Source organism: Hyphomicrobium sp., from assembly GCF_009026145.1.
Classification (GTDB): domain Bacteria; phylum Pseudomonadota; class Alphaproteobacteria; order Rhizobiales; family Hyphomicrobiaceae; genus Hyphomicrobium_A.
Genome location: NZ_WBUE01000027.1, coordinates 17,406 through 39,036, shown reverse-complemented (window position 1 = coordinate 39,036; position 21,631 = coordinate 17,406). Strand labels below are relative to the sequence as shown.

Genomic DNA, 21,631 nt, shown 5'->3' with positions numbered 1-21,631 from the left:
TCTTGGCAACCGCAGGCTGCGCGATTTGCGGCGGAGAGGAGGCCATTTGGCGCCGACGGGGTGGCGGCCCTGGTCGCAGCCAGAGTCGAAAGCGCTAACATTAATACATTAATTTCAAAGCGTTAACCTGTCACTAAAGTATCGTTGCATTGGTCTATCTAAGCCGCACGGCGCAGGGGCGCCGGGCGGGGGGAGGTTCACGAGGTGCGGTTGTAACCGCACGGCCCCGTCATCACCTCCAAGATCAGGAGATCAGTGTGAGCAAAAAGCTTATCGCCTGCACGGCGGCGGCGGCCGTCGTTGGCACGTTTGCGTTCGCCGGCACGGCTGTTGCCCGCGACCAGATCCGTATTGTTGGCTCGTCGACGGTTTATCCGTTCACCACCGCGGTGGCCGAGCAGTTCGGCAAGTCCGGCGGCGGCAAGACGCCGGTCGTCGAGTCGACCGGTACCGGCGGCGGCATGAAGCTGTTCTGCGCCGGCGTCGGCGAGGGCCATCCCGACCTCACCAATGCCTCGCGTGCCATCAAGAAGGGTGAGTACGAGGACTGCCAGAAGAACGGCGTCAAGGATATCGTCGAGATCAAGGTGGGCATCGACGGTCTGACGATCGCGCAGTCCAAGGCTGGCGCCGAGACGAAGCTGACCCGCCAGCAGGTATTCCAGGCGCTCGCCGAGCAGGTACCGGACAAGGACGGCAAGCTCATCCCCAATCCCTATAAGAACTGGTCGGACATCGATCCGTCTCTGCCGAACGTGAAGATCGAAGTTCTCGGCCCGCCTCCGACGTCGGGTACGCGCGACTCGTTCCATGAGCTGTTCATGGAGAAGGGCGCCGAGGCTTTCCCGTCGCTGAAGGATCTCAAGAAGGCCGACTCCAAGGCGTTCGACAAGGTCTGGAAGTCGATCCGCAAGGACGGCGCCTACGTCGAGGCCGGCGAGAACGACAACGTGATCGTGCAGAAGCTCGAGGCCAACAAGGACGCCTACGGCGTCTTCGGCTACTCCTTCCTCGAGGAGAACACCGCGAAGCTCAGGGGCGTGCCGATCGAGGGCGTCGAGCCGGAGTATGACGCGATCTCTGCCGGCAAGTACAAGGGCGCCCGTCCGCTCTTCGTCTATGTGAAGAAGCAGCACGTCGGCGTCGTTCCCGGCATCGACAAGTTCGTCGAGGAGTACGTTTCCGAGAAGGCGATGTCGAAGGACGGCTACCTTGCGCGCAAGGGTCTCGTTGCCCTTCCCAAGGAAGAGGCTGACAAGGTCCGCGAGACGGCGCTCGGCATGAAGACGCTGTCCGCTGAGCTTGTGAACTAAGATTAACGACCCTGGGGCCACCGTCGTTATCGCGATGGTGGCCCATTCCCTCGCTGCATGCCGACGTTTAGCGTAATCCCTGCGCTGGATCGCGTGACCTGCGAGTGTGCAATCCTACTGCAGAAGGGTGGAGAACGAGTCGAATGTCCGGCTATTACTTCGCCACCATGGCGGTGCTGGTTCTGGTCGCTTTTTTCGTTGCGCGTTCCAGAGCGGCCGGACTACTCAAGAGTGGTGCCGGGTCCCTGCATTCGCTGCCGAACTACCACGGGCTGTTCGCGGCTGCGGCCGTCTTCGTGCCCATGCTGCTCATCTATGCCATCGGCGTGCCGCTCCTCGGCAAGCTGGCTGAGACCCAGGCGCTTGCCTACTTTCCGCCCGAGGTCATGGACGATGCGCTGCAACGCGGCGCGACGCTGCGCGACATCCGCAATCTCGTCGCCGGGCAGTTCTCAGGCACGCCGTCGGATGCGCTCGTGGAGGCATCGCGGGCACTGAAATCGACGCTCGCCTGGGGCAATTCGCTCATTTTCGGAGGCGGCGTGCTCGCGGCGCTGGTTGCCGGTGCGCTGAGCGTCGGCCGCATCAGTTCGACCTTCCGTGCCCGCAACTATTTCGAGCGCATCGTGCTGGCCGTGCTGTTGCTGTGCGCGGCCGTCGCCGTCCTCACGACCATCGGCATCGTGTTCTCTGTGCTCTACGAGACGATCCGCTTCTTCTTCGACCCGAGCCTGAAGGGCCGACCGACCATTCCCGAATTCCTGTTCGGCACGGAATGGAACCCGCAGGCGGCGATGCGCGCCGATCAGGGGGACATCAAGACCGCCTATGGCTTCGTCCCGCTGCTCACGGGCACGCTCCTCATCACGTTGATTGCCATCCTCGTGGCTGGCCCGCTCGGCCTCTTTTCGGCGATCTATCTTTCGGAATATGCCACCAATCGCTTCCGCGCCTGGGCCAAGCCGGTACTGGAAATTCTTGCCGGCATTCCCACCGTCGTGCTCGGTTTCTTCGCGGCGCTGACCGTGGCGCCGCTGATCCGCGGCTGGGGTCAATACTTCGGACTCGACATTGCGTCGGAATCGGCGCTCGCCGCCGGCCTCGTCATGGGGATGATGATCATTCCCTTCATCTCTTCGCTCTCCGATGACGTGATCAACGCGGTGCCGCAGTCGTTGCGCGATGGGGCCTATGCCATGGGCGCCACGAAATCGGAGACGATCAAGCAGGTGGTTCTGCCGGCGGCGCTGCCCGGTATCGTGTCCGCCTTCATGCTCGCCATCAGCCGCGCCATCGGCGAGACGATGATCGTCGTCATGGCGGCGGGCCTGGCGGCCAATCTGACCTTCAATCCGCTCGAGGCGGTGACCACCATCACCGTGCAGATCAAGACCATTCTGGTCGGCGATCAGGAGTTCGACAGTGCCAAGACCTTGGCGGCCTTCGCGCTTGGCTTCGTGCTCTTCTTCGTGACGCTGATCCTCAACATCATCGCGCTGGGCATCGTTCGCAGGTATCGGGAGCAATATGACTGACATCGCTGCCTCCGGCCGGGGTTCCCTGAGGCGCGTCGACGTGACGTCGGCGAAGGCGCAGGCCCGCATTCGCGCCCGCTACCGCAAGGAGAAGCGGTTCAAGCTGTACGGCCTGGGTGCGTTGCTGCTCACCACCGTTTTCGTCGTGGTGCTCATCGCCGACGTTCTGAACCGTGGGCTACCCGCCTTCTGGCAGTATCAGCTGGTGCTCGACGTCAGGGTCGATCGCGACGCCGTCTCCGCTGGCGGAAAGGTGGATGCTGCCTCCATTCGCGGTGCCGATTACTATCCGCTGACCAAGGCCGCGCTCGAAACCGCAATCCCCGGCGAGATGAGCCGCAGTGCGCAAAAGCAGCTTACTCGGCTCTTGAGCACAGGTGCCGCGGACGCACTTCGCCAGCGCCTCGTCAGTGACCCGAGCCTCGTCGGTCAGACCATAAGGACACCGTTGATCATGTCGGCCAACGCCGACCTCTACTACAAGGATGAGGGCACACCCATCACCACGCGGGAGATGCGCGGCACCGCGACCCCCAGCGGGACGTCGGGCGAGATCACCGTGCTGACCTCGGCCAACGACTTTGCCAGCGAGCTAGTCCTCATCAAGCAGCGCCTCGCCAAGCGTGCCGAAAGGCTTCGCGCCGAGGCCGATCGGCTCGATTTGTTCGGCGGGGAGGCGGTGGCATCCCGGGTAAACGCATTGCGCAACGAAGCCACCGAGCTGCAAAAACGCGTTGACCTCCCGAAGGTCGAGGAAACGCTTGACGACCGGATGCCGAGCCTGCTGGTCGCCATCAATGGCGGGCTCGTCAAGATCGCCAAGATCAGCGATGTCTCGATCACCGGCGACGTGCTCCTTCCACTGCAATCGACGGATGAGGCGAAGCCGGGCACTTGGCAGCTCGTCACTTACGAGACGCCGGAGAGCAATCGCAAGGTGACGGACCAGGAGGTTGCGTTCCTGGAGCGCCTCGAGGCGCTTGGCAAGGTGGAGCGCACCTTCAACTGGACGTTCCTGACGGCGGGCGACAGCCGCGAGCCGGAGCTGGCCGGCATCCGCGGCGCGCTCGTGGGCTCAGCCTTGACGCTCATCGTCACGCTCGTCCTCTGCCTGCCGATCGGCGTGATGGCCGCGATCTATCTCGAAGAGTTTGCGCGCAAGGGTCGGATCACCGACTTGATCGAGGTCAACATCAACAACCTGGCAGCGGTGCCGTCGATCGTCTTCGGCCTGCTCGGCCTTGCCGTGTTCTTGAACTTCTTCGGTATGCCGCGCTCGGCACCGCTGGTCGGCGGCATTACCCTGGGGCTCCTCGTCCTGCCGACGATCATCATCGCGGCGCGCGCGGCGCTCAAGGCAGTTCCTCCATCGATCAAGGAAGCCGCCCTCGGCGTCGGAGCCTCACACCAGCAGGCCATCTTTCACCATGTGCTGCCCTTGGCGATGCCGGGCATCATGACCGGCACCATCATCGGCATGGCGCACGCGCTGGGTGAGACGGCGCCGTTGCTGATGATCGGCATGATTGCCTTTATCGTCGATATCCCGCACGGCTTTACTGACGCGGCGACCGTGCTCCCGGTTCAGATTTACCTCTGGTCGGATCTGCCGGAGACTGCGTTCAAGGCCAAGACGGCGGCCGCCATCATCGTGCTGCTCATGTTCCTTTTTGTGATGAACGGCACGGCAATCTGGCTGCGCAAGAAGTTCGAGAGACGTTGGTAGGAACTCAACCGAGGCTGTCATGCACACCATGGTCGACAAGCATGCTGAGGCGGTCCTGCACTCCGACGGGGTCGCGGCGCACTCCAAACCGAAGGTCAGTGCGACCAACGTCAACGTCTATTATGGCGACAAGCGCGCTTTGAACGACGTATCAGTCGACGTGCCCGATCGCGGTGTCATGGCCTTCATCGGCCCATCGGGCTGCGGCAAGTCGACGTTCCTGCGCTGCATCAACCGCATGAACGACACCATCCCGAGCTGCCGGGTGACGGGCAAGATCACCATTGACGATCAGGATATCTACGATCCCAAGCTTGATGTCGTGCAGTTGCGCGCCCGCGTCGGCATGGTGTTCCAGAAGCCCAACCCGTTCCCCAAATCGATCTTTGAGAACGTCGCCTACGGGCCGCGCATCCACGGCTTGAGCCATTCCAAGGCCGACCTGGAGGAGATCGTACACTTGAGCCTCGAGAAGGCCGGCCTGTGGAAAGAGGTCAAGGACCGCGTAGGGGACTCCGGGACCGGCCTCTCCGGCGGTCAGCAGCAGCGTCTGTGCATCGCGCGGGCGATCGCGGTCAATCCAGAAGTGATCCTCATGGACGAGCCGTGCTCGGCCCTCGACCCGATCGCCACGGCGAAGATCGAGGAGCTGATCGACGAGCTGCGGCAGAACTACTGCATCATCATCGTCACGCACTCCATGCAGCAGGCGGCGCGCGTGTCGCAGCGCACGGCCTTCTTCCATCTCGGCAACCTGGTCGAAGAAGGAGCAACGGCCGATATCTTCACCAATCCAAGAGACAAGCGCACCCAGGATTACATCACAGGACGGTTCGGCTGATGTTGCGCACCCTCCTCCCCTTTGGCCGCCCAGCGGTGCCCCCGACAGCACGCCCGACACGTCCGGCAGGAGAGCCTTCCATGAACGAGCACACCGTAAAGTCTTACGAAGAAGAGCTGGCGCTGCTCGACAAGAAGATCGCCCAGATGGGCGGTCTCGCCGAGCAGCTTCTCGGTCAGTCTCTCGGAGCGCTGGAAAAGCGCGATCCCAAGCTGGCCGAGGAAGTCGTTCAGTCCGACAAGTCGATCGACAACCTGGAGCGCGAGATCGAGGAGCAGGTGATCTCCATGGTCGCCCGCCGCCAGCCTATGGCCGACGACCTGCGCCACATCATGGGCGCCCTGCGCATCACCACCGATCTGGAGCGCATCGGCGACCTCGCCAAGAACATCGCCAAGCGTGCACTCGCCATTGCCGATGAATCGCACCCCAAGCCGCTGATGTCGGGCATCCGCCACATGGTGGAGTTGGCGCTCAACCAGCTTAAAGAGGTGCTCGACGCTTACGCCGAGCGCGACGCCGACAAGGCGCTCGCGGTGTGGCGCAACGATGCGCAGATCGACGCCATGTACAACTCCCTGTTCCGCGAGCTGCTGACGTACATGATGGAGGATCCGCGCAACATCGGCATCTCCACGCATCTTCTGTTCGGCGCCAAGAACATCGAGCGCGTCGGCGACCACACCACCAATATCGCCGAGACGGTGCACTTCTTGGTGCGCGGCTTCAACATCGCCGACGATCGTCCCAAGGACGATCAGACCAGCTCCACGCTGATCTCCAGCACTTGATGACGAGGAGGCAGGGCAATCGGAATGTCCGCTAAGGTTCTCATCGTCGAGGACGAAGCGCCACTGGCGGAGATGCTGCGCTACAATTTGGAGGCAGAAGGCTTCCGTGTCGCGCACGCCGAGACGGGCGAGGAGGCGCTGATCCTGCTCGAGGAGGAGCGCCCCGATCTCGTGGTGCTCGACTGGATGTTGCCGGGCGTGTCAGGCATCGAGCTGTGCCGGCGCCTGCGCTCCAAGTCGGACTCGCGCAATGTCTCGATCCTCATGCTGACCGCGCGCGGCGAGGAGACGGACCGCATCCGCGGGCTGTCGACCGGGGCCGACGACTACGTCGTCAAGCCGTTCTCGCTGCCCGAGCTGATGGCGCGCGTGAAGGCCATCCTGCGGCGCACCTCGCCCGACCGCGTCGCCGAGGTGCTGAAGATCGGCGACATCGAGCTCGACCGCGCGGCGCATCGCGTTACACGCGGCCTGCGCCAGGTGCGCCTTGGCCCGACCGAGTTCAGGCTGCTCGAGTTTCTCATGGAGAGTTCGGGGCGCGTCTTGTCGCGCACGCAGCTGCTCGACGGCGTGTGGGGGCGCGATGCCTTCGTCGACGAGCGCACGGTCGACGTCCACATCGGCCGTCTGCGCAAGGCGCTGATCCGCGGCAACGAGCGCGACCCCATCCGCACCGTACGCTCGGCCGGATACGTGTTCGGCGACGCCTGACGCAGGCCTGCAATCTCACAAAAAAAAGCGCCGGACTCATCGCCCGGCGCGCTGGCTAGTTGCGGAGATGTTCGCGATGTCCGCGCTTCAGGCGGTCTCTTTGCGCGGAATGGTGAGGTCATGCGGACCGGCGACGGTGGTCTCCACGGTCTCGCGCTCGCGGCGGCGCGCCTGCGGCGGCTGGAAGGCGCGGCGCGCGTGGAACTCGCAGTACGGCAGGCCCGGCACCTTGTTCTTGCCGCAGAAATGGAAGTCGGAGGCCTGCGGGTCGCCGATCGGCCAGCGGCAGCTGCACTCGACCAGCGTCTGAATGGTCTTGCGCTCGGCGAGCGGGATGACGATTTCCTCGACCGCCGGAACGTACACCTCGGTCTCCTGGTAGAGGGCGCGGAAGGCGGGGTTGCCGGTGGCGGAGAAGCGCGCCTTGGCCATGCGCTTCGACGCCATGCGTTGACGCGGGCGGTGGCTCTTCATGCGCGAGGTGGTGGCGCGCCCCGACAGGCCGAGCCGATGAACCTTGCCGATCACGGCGTTGCGCGTGACGCTGCCGAGCCGCCCGGCGATCTGGCTTGCACTCAAGCCCTCGCCCCAGAGCTTCTTCAGCAGCTCCACGCGCTCATCCGTCCAAGCCATAAAGTTTCGCTCCCTGAGCATCAGGGGCGCGCGCTAGTAAGGGCGCACACCGATTGACAGTCGGGACAGACAGGGGCGCGACGCGGAGCGTGCGGACACGCCACGACGAACGCGACAAGCCAATGCCTGGCCGGTTACGGGGACGCTTTACTGGGGTGACGCGTACTGAAAGACGCTTGACGCGAAACGCATCTTAGACAGGGCGAGCAACTGCTTCGCCGATGCGCATCGGGCAACTCGGGCGAGTGTCCGGCGATCAACGCCAGGCCTCGTGCCGCGATGGAGAGAAACCTACAACAGCCAGAATTGGGCCTACAAGATCAGAGATCTGGCGCTCCGGGCATCCATCGGGACAGGTGGTATATTCGCAACATGCAACGGCGCGGCCCGTGGCCTGATTGCCCATACTTGCTGGGTCCGCCGGGCAGCCGGCAGTGGATGCCCGTCGGCCAATCCCCAGGTGTCTCATCCGGCAATCAAGTTTGACTGACGGAGTGCGGAGCCGATGGCGAGGCCATTCGGAGCGGCGGAAATCCCAGCCAATTGGGCGCCCATTCCGTTGACAGAACAGCACCTCACGCGTATCTACAGCCCTTCCAGGGCCGCCGCGGAGGTGGCCTTTTTTGATTTCAGCGACGCTTCGCTGCATGAGGGTGGGCTGACCGATGTCCGCATCCTTGGCGGCCTCGGAAACCTCAACCAAGGCCGCTGCTCATACAACTGGCCCTTCGCCGGCCGTTATGGGTACCTACGCGCGCCAGAACCTCGTCTTCGAGCGGGGCGAGGGCGCTTGGCTGATCACGGCCGCAGGTGACCGCTATCTCGATTTCGCCTCCGGGATCGCGGTGAACGTGCTTGGGCACGCTCACCCGCGCCTCGTCGCCGCGCTCACCGAGCAGGCCGGCAAGCTCTGGCACACCTCCAATCTCTATCGCGTTGAGGGACAGGAGCGGCTGGCCGAGCGGCTCGTGGCATCGACGTTCGCCGACAAGGTGTTCTTCTGCAATTCCGGCGCCGAGGCGTGCGAGGCGGCGATCAAGGCTGTGCGGCGCTATCATTACGTGAGCGGGAAGCCGGAGCGCTGGCGCATCGTCACCTTTAGCGGCGCCTTCCACGGCCGCACGCTGGCGACCATTGCCGCTGGCGGCAATGACAAGTACCTGGAAGGCTTCGGGCCGCCGGTCGAGGGCTTCGATCACGTGCCGTTCGGCGATCTCACCGCGGCCGCCGAGGCTATCGGCCCGGAGACGGCGGCGATCATGATCGAGCCGGCGCAGGGCGAGGGCGGCGTCAACGTTGCCGGCGTGGAGTTCCTGCGCGAGCTGCGTGAGCTGTGTGACAAGCATGGCCTCCTGCTCGTGTTCGACGAGGTCCAGTGCGGCATGGGCCGCTCGGGTAAGCTGTTCGCCTACGAGTGGACCGGCATCGCGCCCGATCTGATGCCCATCGCCAAGGGCATCGGGGGTGGCTTTCCGCTCGGCGCGCTGCTGGCCACCGAGGATGCCGCGAAGGGTCTGACGGCCGGCACGCACGGCTCGACGTTCGGCGGCAATCCCTTGGCAATGGCGGTCGGCTACGCGGTTCTGGATGCGGTGCTCGAGCCCGGTTTCCTCGACGGCGTGCAGCAGAAGGCGCTGCGCCTGAAGCAGGCGCTGGCGGCGGTGAAGGACTCCCACCCCAACTTGGTTGAAGAGGTACGCGGCCAGGGGCTTCTCACCGGCATCAAGGTGAAGGTGGCGCCGGCCGAAGTCGTCAAGGCGGCGATCGGCGAGAAGCTACTCGTCGCGGGTGCCAGCGACAATGTCGTGCGGCTGCTGCCGCCGCTCAATGTCGCCGACGAGGAGATCGCCGAGGCGATTCAGCGCCTGTCGCGCGCGCTCGACCGTGTATCGGCGTCCACAACGTGAAACCCAATTTCAGATCAGCCGGCCGGAGCGCCATGGCCACCAAATCACGAACCACTCAGCAGCCGAGGCATTTCCTCGATCTCGACGCGCTCGATGCGTCGACGCTACGCAAGATCCTCGACATGGCGCACGCCATGAAGCGCGCCGGCAAGAAGACGCCGGCGAAATTCAAGCCGCCCGGCATCGAGCAGGCGACGCTGGCGATGATCTTCGAGAAGCCATCGACGCGCACGCGCGTGTCGTTCGACGTCGCCATGCGCCAGCTGGGCGGGCAGACGCTGTCGCTCAACAACACCGATCTGCAGCTCGGGCGCGGTGAATCCATCGCCGACACGGCGCGCGTCCTATCGCGCTACATCGACGCCATAATGATCCGCGCCAATTCGCATGATACGCTGCTCGATCTGGCGCGATACGCTGCCGTGCCGGTGATCAATGGGCTCACCGACCGGAGCCATCCCTGTCAGGTCATGGCCGATATCATGACCTTCGAGGAGCAAAAGGGGCCGATCAAGGGCCACGCGGTCGCCTGGGTCGGCGATGGCAACAACGTCGCCGTGTCGTGGATGCACGCCGCGGTGCGCTTCGGCTTCGAGCTGCGCGTCGCCTGCCCCGACGAGCTGCGCCCCGAGCGGTCGGCCATCGATTGGGTGAAGCGCGAAAAGGGTGCGGTCTCGTACGGCAGTGATGCGACCAAGGCCGTGCGCGGCGCCGATTGCGTCGTCACCGACACGTGGGTGTCGATGGGGCAGACCGACGGCGCGCGGCGCAAGAAGATGCTCGAGCCGTATGCGGTCGACGCGCGCCTGATGAGCGCGGCCGCCAAGGGCGCCATCTTCATGCATTGCCTTCCCGCCTATCGCGGCAAGGAAGTGACCGAGGACGTCATCGACGGCCCGCAGTCGGTCGTGTTCGACGAGGCAGAGAACCGACTGCACGTGCAGAAAGCGATCCTCGCCTGGTGTCTCGGAGCGGCGTGATGGCGGACGCGGCGGCGACAACGGAGACCATGAGGACGCCGAGCGACGACATCGTGCTGCCGTTTCGCACGGTGCGCTCTGGCGTCATCGGGCGCCTCGTGCGCTTGGGTCCCGCCGTCGACGAGATCCTGTCGCACCACGCGGCCCCGACAGCCGTGTCGCAAACGCTGGGCGAGGCCGTGGCGCTTACGGCGATGCTCGGCACGGCCTTGAAGATCGACGGCAAGCTGACGCTGCAGACCAAGACCGACGGTCTGCTCGACTTCCTCGTCGTCAGCTACGAGCCGCCGGGGAGGCTGCGCGCCTACGCGCGCTACGACAAGAGACGGGTTGCCGCCGACGACGACATCGAGCAGGGCGAGCTTCTGGGCGGAGGCCACCTCGCCATCACCATCGATCCCGGCGACGATATGGAACGCTATCAGGGCATCGTCGCGCTCGCCGGGGAGGGCGTCGGCGAGGCGGCGCTCAGCTACTTCCGCCAGTCGGAGCAGCTGCCCTCGTTCCTGCGTCTCGCGGTGGCGCGCCACTATACGGCGGGCGAGAACGGTGCGCCGGGACAGTGGCGCTGGCGCGCCGGGGGCCTGATGATCCAACATCTGGCGCGCGCCGGCGGCGGCGATGCGGCCGCGGCAGCGCCCGAGGACGAGGACATGCTGCTCGGCGAGGTCGACGACGATTGGGAGCGCACCCGCATTCTCGCCTCGACCGTCGAGGACCACGAGTTGCTCGACCCGACGCTGCCACCCGACCGGCTGCTGTATCGGCTGTTCCACGAGGAGGGCGTGCGCGCCTTCCCGGCCGCACCCATCGAGGCCTACTGCCGCTGCTCGCGCGAGCGCGTCGCGGCCTTTCTGCAAAGCTTCGGCGCCAAGGAGCTGCGCGACATGCGCGAGCCCGACGGCACGATCACCGTCACCTGCGAATTCTGCACCAAGTCCTACCGCTTCGCGCCCGATGAAATCGCCTAGCTTCAGTTAGCACGCAGCCCCTCACCCGGAAGCTCGTCCATGCGGAGCATGGCTTCGCCATGACCGCTTCCGACCTCTCCCTCAGGGAGAGGTTAAGTGAGGTCGCGTCCTTCTAACCTCTCCCCGGCGGGGAGAGGTCGGCGCGGATGCGTAGCATCGCGCCGGGTGAGGGAGAGCCATGTGTTGAGCGCCCGCTCACTTGAGCGTCTTCAGATATTCGACGATCTTCTCGCGCTCCGAAGCGTCGGCAACGCCGCCGAACGGCTTCATCGCATTGCCGTGCACGACCGTGTCGGGGTTGGCGATGAACTTGTCGAGATTACTCTCATCCCACGTGATGCCCGAGCTCTTCATGGCAGCGGAGAACTGGAAGCCTTCGATCGATCCGGCCTTGCGGCCGACGACGCCGTGCAGCGTGGGACCGAGGCGGTTGTCGCCGGCCTTGAAGGAGTGGCATGTGCGACAAGCATTGTTGAAGGCGACCTTGCCATCGCTCTCTTCTTGCACCGCAGCAGCGGGTGCGACAGTCGTGAGCGAGAACAACGTGCTCAAGGCTAGCGCCGATAGCATGGGCCGTTTCACCGGAGCCTCCTGTTTTTGTCGGCTTAAGGCAATGTGGACATAAGCGACAGGCGTGCCGAAAGTTCCCGGCAACGGGCGGCGCGGCGTTGAAGAAGATGTGATGCGCGGCGTTCAGTGCACCGCTGTGCCGTGCTCGGCCCAGTCGCCGAGGCGGCCGAGGAAGGCGCTGCACTTCTCGATCTGGTCCTTGGCGATCCACTCGTCGGCGGTGTGCGCCTGGGCGATGTCGCCTGGACCGATCACGACCGCCGGCGAGCCGGCGACCTGGAACAGCCCCGCCTCCGTCGCATACGAGACGGCGTGCGTCTCGTTCTGCCCCGCGAGCTTGAGCGCCAGTGCCACGGCTTCCGAGCTGGCGCCGGCGGCGAACGGCGGCACCTGGTTGGCGATGACAATGTCGATCGCCGCCTCCGGCGCAATCTTGCGCATCTCCGGGAGGCAGACGTTGGCCGCGAAGTCGCGGATGCGCCGGTCGATGGCGCCGACATCGACGCCGGGAATGGCGCGCACATCGAAATCCATGCGGCAGGAGACCGGTACGATGTTGGTGGCCGTGCCGCCCTCGATGCGCGTTACTTGCAGCGTGGCGTAGGGCGGCTCGAAGCGCCTATTCTGCGGGCGGAGCTTCAGCTCGTGCTCGATGTCGGCGAGCTCGCGCAACAGCTTGCCGGCGACGGTGATGGCGTTGACGCCGAGCGGCGCCATGCTCGAGTGGGCGGCGCGCCCCTTGATCTCAATGTGCCAGCGCACCGGGCCCTTGTGCGAATCGACGACGCTCATCGAGGTCGGCTCGCCGACCAGCACGATACGCGGCTTGATGAGGCGCGTGCCGAACTCGGCGATCATCGGGCGCACGCCGAGGCACCCGATTTCCTCGTCGTAGGAGAAGGCGAGGTGGATGGGTACGGCGAGCTGGCGGCGCAGGTAGTCCGGCACGGCGGCGAGCACGCAGGCGAGAAAGCCCTTCATGTCGGCGGTGCCGCGGCCATACAATTTGCCATCGCGCTCGGCGACGATGAACGGATCGGAGGTCCAGCGCTGACCGTCGACGGGCACGACGTCGGTGTGGCCGGAGAGCGCCACGCCCGGCACGCTCGCCGGCCCGATGGTGGCGTAGAGGCTCGCCTTGCGGCCGTCGGAGGTTGGCACGATGTGGCTGACGATGCCGTGCTGCAGCAGATAGTCCTCGACGAAGCGGATGAGCGGCAAGTTCGACTTGTGGCTCGTCGTGTCGAAGCCGACGAGCCGCGCCAGCAGCTCCGTGGCGGAGTAGCGTGGTCCCTTCATCGGTGGCTCGCTAGTGTTGCATGCAGCGGGTGTTGGCGAATTTATCGATCATCACGCTAGTTGACGCTGCGCACGGCGAACGGGCTGTCGAGCGAGAAGGCGGGAATGGCGACGTCGAACAATTCGCCCTTCTCGTCGGTCATCTGGTAGCTGCCGACCATGATGCCGGACGGCGTGCGCAAGGGGCACCCCGAGGTGTAGCTGAACGAGGCGCCGGGCTGGATGACCGGCGTTTCGCCGACGACACCCGGGCCTCGCACCTCCTGCGTGTGTCCGGCTCCGTCGGTGATCAGCCATACGCGCGAGCGCAGCTGTACCGTCTCCTCGCTCTCGTTGGCGATGTCGATGGTGTAGGCCCAAAAGAATTCGCTTTCCTCCGGGGACGACTGGTCCTCCAGGTACTGCGGGGTGACGCGGATGCGGATGCCGCGGGTCACTGCTTCGTACATTGCGGCTAGTGTCCCGATTCCGAAGTTCGCCGGAGCTTGCTGCTGGGGCCGGGAGCGAACTTCGGAATCATAAGGGATACTAGGATCCTAGATTCCCTAGTGTGATTCAGATCGAGAAATTCGCTCAATCCCTCGCCGCGAATGATAGCGAATTTCTCGATCATCACACTAGTGCTCCTGGCGCCGGCGGGCGCAGCGGCGCGGGATTCTAAGCCCCCCGCGCGCCGGGTCAATCGCGTCTGATTAACGACGGACGGCGGCGAGCCCGGCGTCGAGATCGGCGACGAGATCCTCGAACGCCTCGAGCCCGATGGACAGGCGCAGCATGCCATCGCCGATGCCGAGCTCGGCGCGGGCTTGAGGCCCGATTTTGTAGTGGGTGGTGGTGGCCGGGTGGGTAATCAGCGATTTGGCGTCGCCGAGATTGTTGGAGATCTTGATCAGGCACAGCGCGTTCTGCAGCGCGAAGGCTCCCGCCTTGCCCCCCTCCACCTCGAAGGCGATCATCTGCCCGCCGCCGGTCATCTGGCGACGCGCGAGGTCGGCTTGCGGATGGTCGGCGCGCCCGCAGTAAAGGACGCGAACGACCCCCGGCTGGCCGGCCAGATGGTCGGCGATCTTGGCCGCGGTTGCCGACTGGGCCCGCACGCGTACCGGCATCGTCTCGAGCCCTTTGAGCATCACCCAGGCGTTGAACGGGCTCATCGTCGGTCCCGTCTGGCGCAGGTACTCCTGCAGGTGGTTGGTGACATAGTCTTTGGAGCCGAGCACCGCGCCGCCGAGACAGCGCCCCTGCCCATCGATGTGCTTGGTCGCCGAGTAGACGACGACGTCGGCACCATGCGCGAGCGGCCGCTGCAGCATGGGTGTGGCGAACACGTTGTCGACGACGACGATGGCGCCGATCTCATGTGCGAGCTTGGACACCGCGGCGATGTCGACGAGCTCCAGTGTCGGGTTGGACGGCGTCTCGAAGAAGAACAGCTTGGTGTTGGGGCGCACCGCCTTCTTCCAGGCGTTAAGATCGCGTCCGTCGATGAGTGTCGAGGCGATACCGTAGCGCGGGGCAAGCGTCTCGACGATGTAGCGGCAGGCGCCGAACAGCGCACGCGCCGAGACGATGTGATCACCGGCCTTGAGATACGACAAAATCGCTGCGTTGACGGCGGCCATGCCGGTCGCCGTGGCCCGCGCCTCCTCGGCGCCCTCGAGCAAGCGCACGCGCTCCTCGAACATGGCGACGGTCGGGTTGCCGAAGCGGCTGTACTGGAAGCCCGGGTCCTCGTTTTTGAAGCGCGCCTCGGCCTGCTCGGCGCTGTCGTAGACGAAGCCCTGCGTCAGAAACATCGCCTCGGAGGTTTCGCCGAACTGCGAGCGCAGGGCGCCGCCGTGCACGAGCTGCGTCTCGGGTGCCCACTCGGCCGGCTTTGTTGCTCGGTCCTTCTTGCTCGCCATGCGCGTCCTCCAGGGCTCGTCGCCCAGCAAAAAACCCGGCCAGCGTAAGCGCCGCTCGAAAAGGCAGCCGCGCTTCTGCTCCGGGGTGCGCACGGCCCTTTTAGCGAGTTGTTTTACGTGGCTGCAAGCCGGCCGGCCAAATGACCACGGGGTGAAGCGGGGATTACTCCCGCTTCAAGCTTGGCGTCAAGGCCCGCTTGCTCTAGAGCGACTAGGCCGCGCTTGCCGGCGAGGACCCGTCGACCATGGCGAAGCTCGAGCTCAAACCCGTGAAAGCCGCGCACAAGACGCTCTCCGAGGGCATCCTACCGTCGCAGGCGATCCGCGCCATGATTGACGTGGGTCAGATAAAACTGGCCGAGCCCCTGTTGGCGAACCAGCTGCAGCCGGCGAGCCTCGACCTGCGGCTCGGCAACATCGCCTATCGCGTACGCGCGAGTTTTCTGCCCGGCAAGGGCGAGAAGGTCGCCGCCAAGCTCGACGACCTGCAGCTGCACGCGATCAGCCTGTCCCAGGGCGCCGTGCTGGAGACGGGCTGCGTATACGTGGCGCCGCTCCTGGAGAGCCTCGCCCTCCCCGACGACCTGTGTGCAGCGACCAACCCCAAAAGCTCGACCGGCCGGCTCGACGTGTTCACGCGCGTCATCGCCGACGGCGTCTCCGCCTTCGACCAAATCCCCGCCGGCTATCAGGGTCCGCTCTACGCCGAGATCTGCCCGCAGACTTTTTCCGTCGTCGTGCGCAGGGGCTCGCGCCTGTCGCAGATCCGCTTCCGCCGTGGCGGATCGGAGGCAAAGCCGGTGCAGGACATTGCCCTGTCGGTCGATCTTTCCGGTGACAAGGACGGCCTCGTTGGCTATCGCGCCAAGCGCCATACCGGTCTCGTCGACGTCGATGCGGTGGGCGCCTGCGCCATGCTCGATTATTGGGAGCCGATCTACGTGCGCGGCAAGAAGCGGCTGATCCTCGACCCCGACCAGTTCTACATTCTCGCCTCCAAGGAAGCCGTGCACGTGCCGCCCGACCAGGCAGCCGAGATGGTGCCGTTCAATCCTCTGGTCGGTGAGTTCCGCGTGCACTATGCCGGCTTCTTCGATCCGGGGTTCGGTCACGCCGAGGCGGGCGGCGCCGGCTCACGTGCGGTGCTCGAGGTGCGCTCGCACAAGGTGCCGTTCATCCTCGAGGATGGGCAGACGATCGGGCGCCTCGTCTACGAGCGCCTCACCGACACGCCGGAGCTTCTTTATGGTCGGGATCTTGCCTCGCACTACCAGGCGCAGGGCCTGAAGCTCTCCAAGCACTTCAAGTAAGCTTAGGCGCTTCCTTAAGACCGTGGGGCGTAGGCTCGGCGCCTCAGGCAGTGGAGGCGCTTTTCGTGCAAGGCATCCTCGAAATCGATATCTGGCTGGCGCTGGGCGTTGTTCTGGCGACGGCGCTGACCGACGCCGTCTACGTGATGTTCACGTCCTCGGTCATCGCCCGCAAGCGCGTCGCGGCGGCGAACTGGAGCGCCCTTTGGTACACGCTCTCCTCGTTCGCGGTGATCAGCTACACCAACAACTGGGTGTACGTGCTGTTCGCCGCCCTCGGCTCGTGGATCGGCGCCTACTTGACCATGACCTACCTGCACGGGCCGCCGGGGCATCCCCCAGCACCCTTGGCGCCGGAGCCCAATAGCGGCCAGTCATGAAGCGGCGACGCCTAGATCGGCGGGGAGCGCATAGCGGGGCCGCGAGCTGCGCCAAGAGCGCGGTTGATCGAGGGCGCCGAGGGGTTCACAGTCCAGGCCGTCGGATCGATCGTTAGGCTGGGTTTTCGCCAACGAACGCAACGCCAAAACGGACATCGGCATAACGCCAAGGAGCCGCCTCGCAAAGGGGCGAGCAGCGCCGTCGGAGACCGCTCCGGCGGCGCCGCTGATTTCAGCCCCGACTTAGGCCTTCTCGTCCCCGGTCACGACGCGTCCCATCCATTCCTCGATGGGAATGGTGCCGCCTGAACGTGCCACCTGCTCCAGCTCGTTGGGCCGCAGCACGTCCTGGATTCCGTCAATGCGCTTCCACTCGCATACCGGCGTCTCGGCATCCGGCTGCGGGACGTAACGCGAGCTTTTCAGCCTCTGATAGCGGTGGACGTAGCGCGGGCAGTTCATCCACAGCTCGGTGACCTTTACGCGTACGACGAGCTCGGCCTCCTTGAACAGGGCGAGATGCTCGGGTGCGTCCGACACTTCGGCAAGGCCCTGCGCCCGCAAACGAAATGGGCGCTCGAAGTCGATGAACAAGAAACCGACGTTGGGGTTGGCGGTGATATTGCCCATCGACAGGTACATGCCGTTACCGTCGTAGCTGGGGAACAGCAGGTGCGTGTCGTCGACGACGCGCACGAAGCCTGGGGCACCACCCTTGTAGGAGACGGTCGGGCGCCCCTGCCCGTCGACCGTGGTCAGGAAGAAGAAGTCACGGCTCTCGATGAAGGCCCTCTCGTCGGGACCGATCTCGGTCTTGAGGGCGATCTGCTCGATCCGGTCGGCCATCGGGCGTGACTGGAAGCGGTCCTGCAGGGCTCGGTGCTGGTCCTGGTAAAGCCGACTCATCGGTTCAATAGCCTCCCTCATTGTCTTGGTCGTTGGGGCATCCTGGCACGTGATGGCCCCTGGGGCGAGCGGTCTGACGATGTTCACCGCACCCGCAGCCGTCCCTTTTCCAGGGCGCCATCCGGGGATAAGAATTGGCCGGTTGTGCGCGCATAATGAATATTGGAATACGGCATGTCATTGCTTGCCCGATTGGCTTTTGTCGCGGGCCTGCTCACGGCGCCAGCCGGCGCGCTGGCAGAAGACGCAATCATCGGCACCTGGGTCGGCGATGTGACCCAGGGCGAGACCAAGTTCGAGACCCGGCTGACGTTCGTGTCGCCGAAGGGCGGGGTCAGCCGCTATCCCAGCTTTCCATGCGGCGGCATCCTCATGGGCGATCGCAAAGGCGACGCCTACGAGTTCAATGAGAATGTCACCTGGGGCGGTATGGACGAAAAGCCAGATGGCTGCATTCACGGCGTGGTGCGTGCCACCGTCAGCGGCGACAAGATGAAGTACGAATGGACGGGCACGCATGACCAGATTGCCAAAGTTGCTGCCGCTCAACAAGCGGACGACGCTTTGCCGAGGGCTAAAAATACGGGTTGGCTAACCAGCTAGCGCCGACGGTTCACCATGTGCATTGCAGTGCGGCGCTGCGGGCGGCAGGGGCGTCTTTCGTCCGCCGCACTTTTGGGCTTATCGTGCCCGCACTCCTGGAGATCCAATGCGCTTCTTTCGGCGTCGATCGAGCCCTGGACTGGTGGCCCTGCTCGCGGTGGCGATGCAGGCGGCGCTCGTCCTGGCGCTGGCGCACGTGCATGCCCATGGGCACCCGGCGGCGAATGCACGGGGCTGGGCAGCGGGCGCGGTAACCATGGCCTGCCGCGCCATCGTCCGTTCCCCGGGATGCGACCCGGTCGTCCCGCGCGATCACCGCCATGACTGCGCGATGTGCTGGTCGCTGGCGGCGGCCGCCAGCGGCCTCCTCCCGCCCCCTCCGGCGGCGGCAGTCGAGACGCCACGTTTTGTGGCGCTGCGCCCATTGCGCGTCGCGGCCACGTTGCTGGGTAGCGACACTATTCACTTTCAGGCACGCGCTCCTCCCCGCGTCTGACTTCTGGCCCGGCAATCACGTCTGCTGCCATCCGCCGCCGACGCACCGGGCACTTGATCCGTCCCGTTAGTCCCAGTTCATACGCGCTCGTGGCGCAGCCCCAAGGCCGCGCGAGCGACACCGATCGAGGAGCACGATCATGCGCATGCAGTTCCCATTCGCGCCCGCGGTTCCCGCGCTAATCCTGGCCGCGATGACGCTGTCCCTGCCGACGCACGGCGAGGAAACCCACCGCGAGCTCGGGGCCCACGTGCATGGACACGGTACGCTCAACATGGCTGTCGAGGAGAAGCGCGTTTCCATGGAGCTGGAGGTGCCCGGCATGGATATCGTCGGCTTCGAGCACGCGGCCTCGACCGAGGAGCAGAAGGCGGCGGTGGAGAAAGCCAAGGCGCAGCTCGCCAAGCCGCTCGCTCTGTTCGCTCTACCTCCGCAGGCGGGCTGCGCCGTCGCCGAGGCGAGCGTAGCCGTCGAAGCCGAGCAGCACGACGACGACCACGACGCTGGCGATAAAGAGGACGCCAAGGCCGAGCACGATCACGAGGAGGCCGCCGGACACAATCAGTTCCACGCGACGTATGCGCTCGACTGCACCCGGCCGGCCGAGCTGACGGCGATCACGTTCGACTACTTCAAGCTGTTCGCCGGCGCGCACGAGCTGACGGTCAACGTCGTCACCGCCAAGGGGCAAAGCAAGTACGAGGTGAGCCGCGACAAGCCGATGCTCGACCTCGACGGGATCATGTGATGCAGCGCGCCGCAGCAGCTCCCGCGGTGCCGGACATCGTGCGCATGGCGGGCATTCGCTTCCGCTGGCCGGGGTCGCGCCCATTCTCGCTGACGATCGAGAGCTTCGCGCTGGCGGCTCGCCAACGGGTCCTGCTCGTCGGCCCGTCGGGCACGGGCAAGTCGACGTTCCTCAGCCTGTTGTGCGGCATCGTCGCGCCGCAGACCGGGCAGCTCCAGGTGCTGGGCACCGATCTGACGCGACTTTCCAACGCCGCGCGCGATCACTTCCGGGCCGAGCACTTCGGCATCATTTTCCAGATGTTCAACCTGCTGCCCTACGGCTCGATCCTCGACAATGTCATGTTGCCCTTGAGCTTCGCGCGGCAGCGGGCCGCGCGGGCTGCGCGCAGTGGTCCCCCAGAGGTAGAGGCGAAGCGGCTGCTGACCAGCCTTGGCCTCGATGCCGAGGAGCTGGCCGATCACTCGACCGCCGATCTGAGCGTCGGCCAACAGCAGCGCGTCGCGGCGGCGCGGGCGCTAATCGGCGGTCCGGAGTTGATCGTTGCCGACGAGCCGACCTCGGCCCTCGACCGCGACCGCCAGCTCGCCTTCCTCGACCTGTTGTTCGCCGAGGCAGATGCGGCGGCCGCCTCGGTGATCATGGTGAGCCACGAGGAGCAGCTCGGTCCGCGCTTCGACCGCGTGCTGCGCCTCGACGAGATCGCCCGCGCGGAGCGGAGTAGCGCAGCATGAGCGTGCCGCGCCACATCGTTCCGCGCCTCGCTTTGCAGTCGCTGGGCAACCGCGCGCTTACGGCTTCGCTGACCGTGCTCGCCATCGCCTTCAGTGTGATGCTGCTGCTCGGCGTCGAGAAGGTGCGCACCGGCGCGCGCCAGAGCTTTGCCGACACCATCTCCGGCACCGACCTCATCGTCGGGGCGCGCAGCGGGGCCATCCAGCTGCTGCTCTATTCTGTGTTCCGCATCGGCAATGCCACCAACAACGTCACGTGGAAGAGCTACGAGGACATCGCCAAGCGGCCGGAGGTGGCGTGGATCGTGCCGCTGTCGCTTGGCGATAGTCATCGGGGTTTTCGGGTGCTCGGAACGACGCCCGACTATTTCCAGCGCTACAAGTACCGGCACGGACAGAGCCTCACTTTTGCTGCCGGCGGGCCGTTCACGGACCTCTTTGATGCAGTGATCGGCGCCGACGTGGCCAAGGCGCTCGGCTACAAGGTGGGCGACCCGATCATCGTCGCGCACGGGCTTGGCTCGGTGTCGTTTGTCGAGCACGCCGACAAACCCTTCCGCGTCTCCGGCATCCTCGCCAAGACTGGAACGCCGGTCGACCGCGCCGTGCACGTCAGTCTCGAGGCGATCGAGGCGATCCACGTCGACTGGCAGAGTGGTATGCCGGTACCGGGGCAAGGCATGTCTGCCGAAGAAGTGCGGCAGATGGACCTCAAGCCGAAGGCCATCACCGCAGCGCTCGTCGGCCTCAAGTCGAAGCTTGCTACGTTCAAGCTGCAGCGTGCCATCAATGAATACCCGCGGGAGCCGTTGTCGGCGATCATGCCCGGCGCAGCTTTGCAGGAGCTGTGGGGTCTCGTCGGCACGGCGGAGACGGCGCTCTCGGTCGTCTCGGCGATGGTCGTCGCCACGGCGCTGCTCGGCATGGTGACGATGATCCTGACGACACTCAACGAGCGCCGGCGCGAGATGGCCATCCTGCGCTCGGTTGGCGCGCGCCCGACGACCATTCTCGGGCTGCTCGCCACCGAAGCGGGCTTGCTGACGCTCGCCGGGGTCGCGCTCGGCGTGGCGCTGCTGTACGTAGCGCTGCTGCTGTTGCGTCCGTGGGTCGACGCAGCCTATGGCCTCAACCTCGATTTCGACGCGCCGACGCAGCGGGAATGGCTGATGCTCGCGGCCATCGTCGCCGCCGGCTTCCTCGCCGGTCTGCTGCCGGCCATGCGGGCCTACCGCCTGTCGCTGGCCGACGGCATGACCGTGCGCACATGAAG

General features: G+C 65.3%; 22 protein-coding genes and 1 riboswitch. Of the genes, 16 read left to right on the top strand and 6 right to left on the bottom strand.

The window, feature by feature from the left end; translation table 11 throughout:
- Positions 1-257: 257 nt before the first annotated feature.
- From F9K20_RS17360 to phoB, 6 genes are all read left to right on the top strand, one after another.
- Entirely contained in the window at positions 258-1,313 is a 1,056-nt protein-coding gene (locus F9K20_RS17360; RefSeq protein ID WP_291004735.1) for a PstS family phosphate ABC transporter substrate-binding protein, read from the top strand.
- Positions 1,314-1,456: 143 nt separating this feature from the next.
- Entirely contained in the window at positions 1,457-2,848 is a 1,392-nt protein-coding gene (gene pstC, locus F9K20_RS17355; RefSeq protein WP_291004732.1) for a phosphate ABC transporter permease subunit PstC, read from the top strand.
- A complete protein-coding gene (gene pstA / locus F9K20_RS17350; RefSeq protein ID WP_291004729.1) occupies positions 2,841-4,574 on the top strand; it encodes a phosphate ABC transporter permease PstA in 1,734 nt (577 codons plus the stop codon). Before pstC ends, pstA begins: the two co-directional genes overlap by 8 nt.
- Before the next feature lie 28 nt (positions 4,575-4,602).
- Positions 4,603-5,415 (top strand): phosphate ABC transporter ATP-binding protein PstB, encoded by an 813-nt coding sequence (gene pstB, locus F9K20_RS17345; RefSeq protein ID WP_367115818.1) that lies wholly within the window; start codon positions 4,603-4,605, stop codon positions 5,413-5,415.
- An 80-nt stretch (positions 5,416-5,495) separates the two neighbouring features.
- Positions 5,496-6,206: a phosphate signaling complex protein PhoU gene (phoU, locus tag F9K20_RS17340; RefSeq protein ID WP_291004723.1), complete on the top strand. Its 711-nt coding sequence runs from the start codon at positions 5,496-5,498 to the stop codon at positions 6,204-6,206.
- Between the two features lie 24 nt (positions 6,207-6,230).
- Complete coding sequence (gene phoB, locus F9K20_RS17335) at positions 6,231-6,917, top strand: phosphate regulon transcriptional regulator PhoB (protein WP_291004720.1); 687 nt, start codon at positions 6,231-6,233, stop codon at positions 6,915-6,917.
- Positions 6,918-7,004: 87 nt separating this feature from the next.
- On the opposite strand, the gene F9K20_RS17330 is transcribed toward phoB, so the two are convergent.
- Positions 7,005-7,550 carry a GcrA family cell cycle regulator gene (locus tag F9K20_RS17330; protein ID WP_291004717.1) on the bottom strand — a complete coding sequence of 182 codons (546 nt, stop codon included), beginning with the start codon at positions 7,548-7,550 and terminating at the stop codon, positions 7,005-7,007.
- Between the two features lie 740 nt (positions 7,551-8,290).
- Between F9K20_RS17330 and F9K20_RS17325 the strand changes: the two genes are divergently transcribed.
- Genes F9K20_RS17325 through F9K20_RS17315 form a run of 3 tightly spaced genes read left to right on the top strand, consistent with a single transcriptional unit; the run spans position 8,291 to position 11,408 of the window.
- Positions 8,291-9,457 (top strand): aspartate aminotransferase family protein, encoded by a 1,167-nt coding sequence (locus tag F9K20_RS17325; protein WP_291004714.1) that lies wholly within the window; start codon positions 8,291-8,293, stop codon positions 9,455-9,457.
- Between the two features lie 32 nt (positions 9,458-9,489).
- Entirely contained in the window at positions 9,490-10,437 is a 948-nt protein-coding gene (argF, locus tag F9K20_RS17320; RefSeq protein ID WP_291004711.1) for an ornithine carbamoyltransferase, read from the top strand.
- Positions 10,437-11,408, top strand: coding sequence for an Hsp33 family molecular chaperone (locus tag F9K20_RS17315; protein WP_291004708.1), 972 nt, complete (start codon positions 10,437-10,439; stop codon positions 11,406-11,408). Before argF ends, F9K20_RS17315 begins: the two co-directional genes overlap by 1 nt.
- Before the next feature lie 195 nt (positions 11,409-11,603).
- Here the strand turns inward: F9K20_RS17315 and F9K20_RS17310 are convergent, their stop codons facing one another.
- The 4 genes from F9K20_RS17310 to F9K20_RS17295 form a co-directional block, all read right to left on the bottom strand.
- The gene (locus tag F9K20_RS17310) at positions 11,604-11,990 is read right to left on the bottom strand and encodes a c-type cytochrome (protein WP_291004705.1); all 387 of its coding nucleotides are present in this window, start codon (positions 11,988-11,990) and stop codon (positions 11,604-11,606) included.
- Between the two features lie 111 nt (positions 11,991-12,101).
- Positions 12,102-13,277 carry an acetylornithine deacetylase gene (argE, locus tag F9K20_RS17305; protein WP_291004702.1) on the bottom strand — a complete coding sequence of 392 codons (1,176 nt, stop codon included), beginning with the start codon at positions 13,275-13,277 and terminating at the stop codon, positions 12,102-12,104.
- Between the two features lie 56 nt (positions 13,278-13,333).
- A complete protein-coding gene (apaG, locus tag F9K20_RS17300) occupies positions 13,334-13,726 on the bottom strand; it encodes a Co2+/Mg2+ efflux protein ApaG (protein ID WP_291004699.1) in 393 nt (130 codons plus the stop codon).
- Between the two features lie 243 nt (positions 13,727-13,969).
- Positions 13,970-15,181 (bottom strand): O-succinylhomoserine sulfhydrylase, encoded by a 1,212-nt coding sequence (locus tag F9K20_RS17295; RefSeq protein WP_291004696.1) that lies wholly within the window; start codon positions 15,179-15,181, stop codon positions 13,970-13,972.
- 79 nt (positions 15,182-15,260) lie between these two features.
- Positions 15,261-15,339: riboswitch (SAM riboswitch) on the bottom strand.
- Positions 15,340-15,426: 87 nt separating this feature from the next.
- Between F9K20_RS17295 and F9K20_RS17290 the strand changes: the two genes are divergently transcribed.
- Complete coding sequence (locus F9K20_RS17290) at positions 15,427-16,491, top strand: 2'-deoxycytidine 5'-triphosphate deaminase (RefSeq protein ID WP_291004694.1); 1,065 nt, start codon at positions 15,427-15,429, stop codon at positions 16,489-16,491.
- A 74-nt stretch (positions 16,492-16,565) separates the two neighbouring features.
- Positions 16,566-16,871 carry a hypothetical protein gene (locus F9K20_RS17285; protein WP_291004798.1) on the top strand — a complete coding sequence of 102 codons (306 nt, stop codon included), beginning with the start codon at positions 16,566-16,568 and terminating at the stop codon, positions 16,869-16,871.
- A gap of 243 nt (positions 16,872-17,114) precedes the next feature.
- On the opposite strand, the gene F9K20_RS17280 is transcribed toward F9K20_RS17285, so the two are convergent.
- Positions 17,115-17,777 (bottom strand): pyridoxamine 5'-phosphate oxidase family protein, encoded by a 663-nt coding sequence (locus F9K20_RS17280; RefSeq protein ID WP_291004691.1) that lies wholly within the window; start codon positions 17,775-17,777, stop codon positions 17,115-17,117.
- A gap of 174 nt (positions 17,778-17,951) precedes the next feature.
- Between F9K20_RS17280 and F9K20_RS17275 the strand changes: the two genes are divergently transcribed.
- The 5 genes from F9K20_RS17275 to F9K20_RS17255 all read left to right on the top strand — a co-directional run bounded on the left by F9K20_RS17275 (position 17,952) and on the right by F9K20_RS17255 (position 21,629).
- Positions 17,952-18,380, top strand: coding sequence for a hypothetical protein (locus tag F9K20_RS17275; protein ID WP_291004688.1), 429 nt, complete (start codon positions 17,952-17,954; stop codon positions 18,378-18,380).
- 106 nt (positions 18,381-18,486) lie between these two features.
- Complete coding sequence (locus tag F9K20_RS17270) at positions 18,487-18,876, top strand: hypothetical protein (protein ID WP_291004685.1); 390 nt, start codon at positions 18,487-18,489, stop codon at positions 18,874-18,876.
- Between the two features lie 139 nt (positions 18,877-19,015).
- Positions 19,016-19,624 carry a DUF2796 domain-containing protein gene (locus tag F9K20_RS17265; RefSeq protein ID WP_291004682.1) on the top strand — a complete coding sequence of 203 codons (609 nt, stop codon included), beginning with the start codon at positions 19,016-19,018 and terminating at the stop codon, positions 19,622-19,624.
- The gene (locus F9K20_RS17260) at positions 19,624-20,358 is read left to right on the top strand and encodes an ABC transporter ATP-binding protein (RefSeq protein WP_291004679.1); all 735 of its coding nucleotides are present in this window, start codon (positions 19,624-19,626) and stop codon (positions 20,356-20,358) included. Before F9K20_RS17265 ends, F9K20_RS17260 begins: the two co-directional genes overlap by 1 nt.
- Complete coding sequence (locus F9K20_RS17255; protein WP_291004676.1) at positions 20,355-21,629, top strand: ABC transporter permease; 1,275 nt, start codon at positions 20,355-20,357, stop codon at positions 21,627-21,629. Before F9K20_RS17260 ends, F9K20_RS17255 begins: the two co-directional genes overlap by 4 nt.
- Positions 21,630-21,631 lie beyond the last annotated feature (2 nt).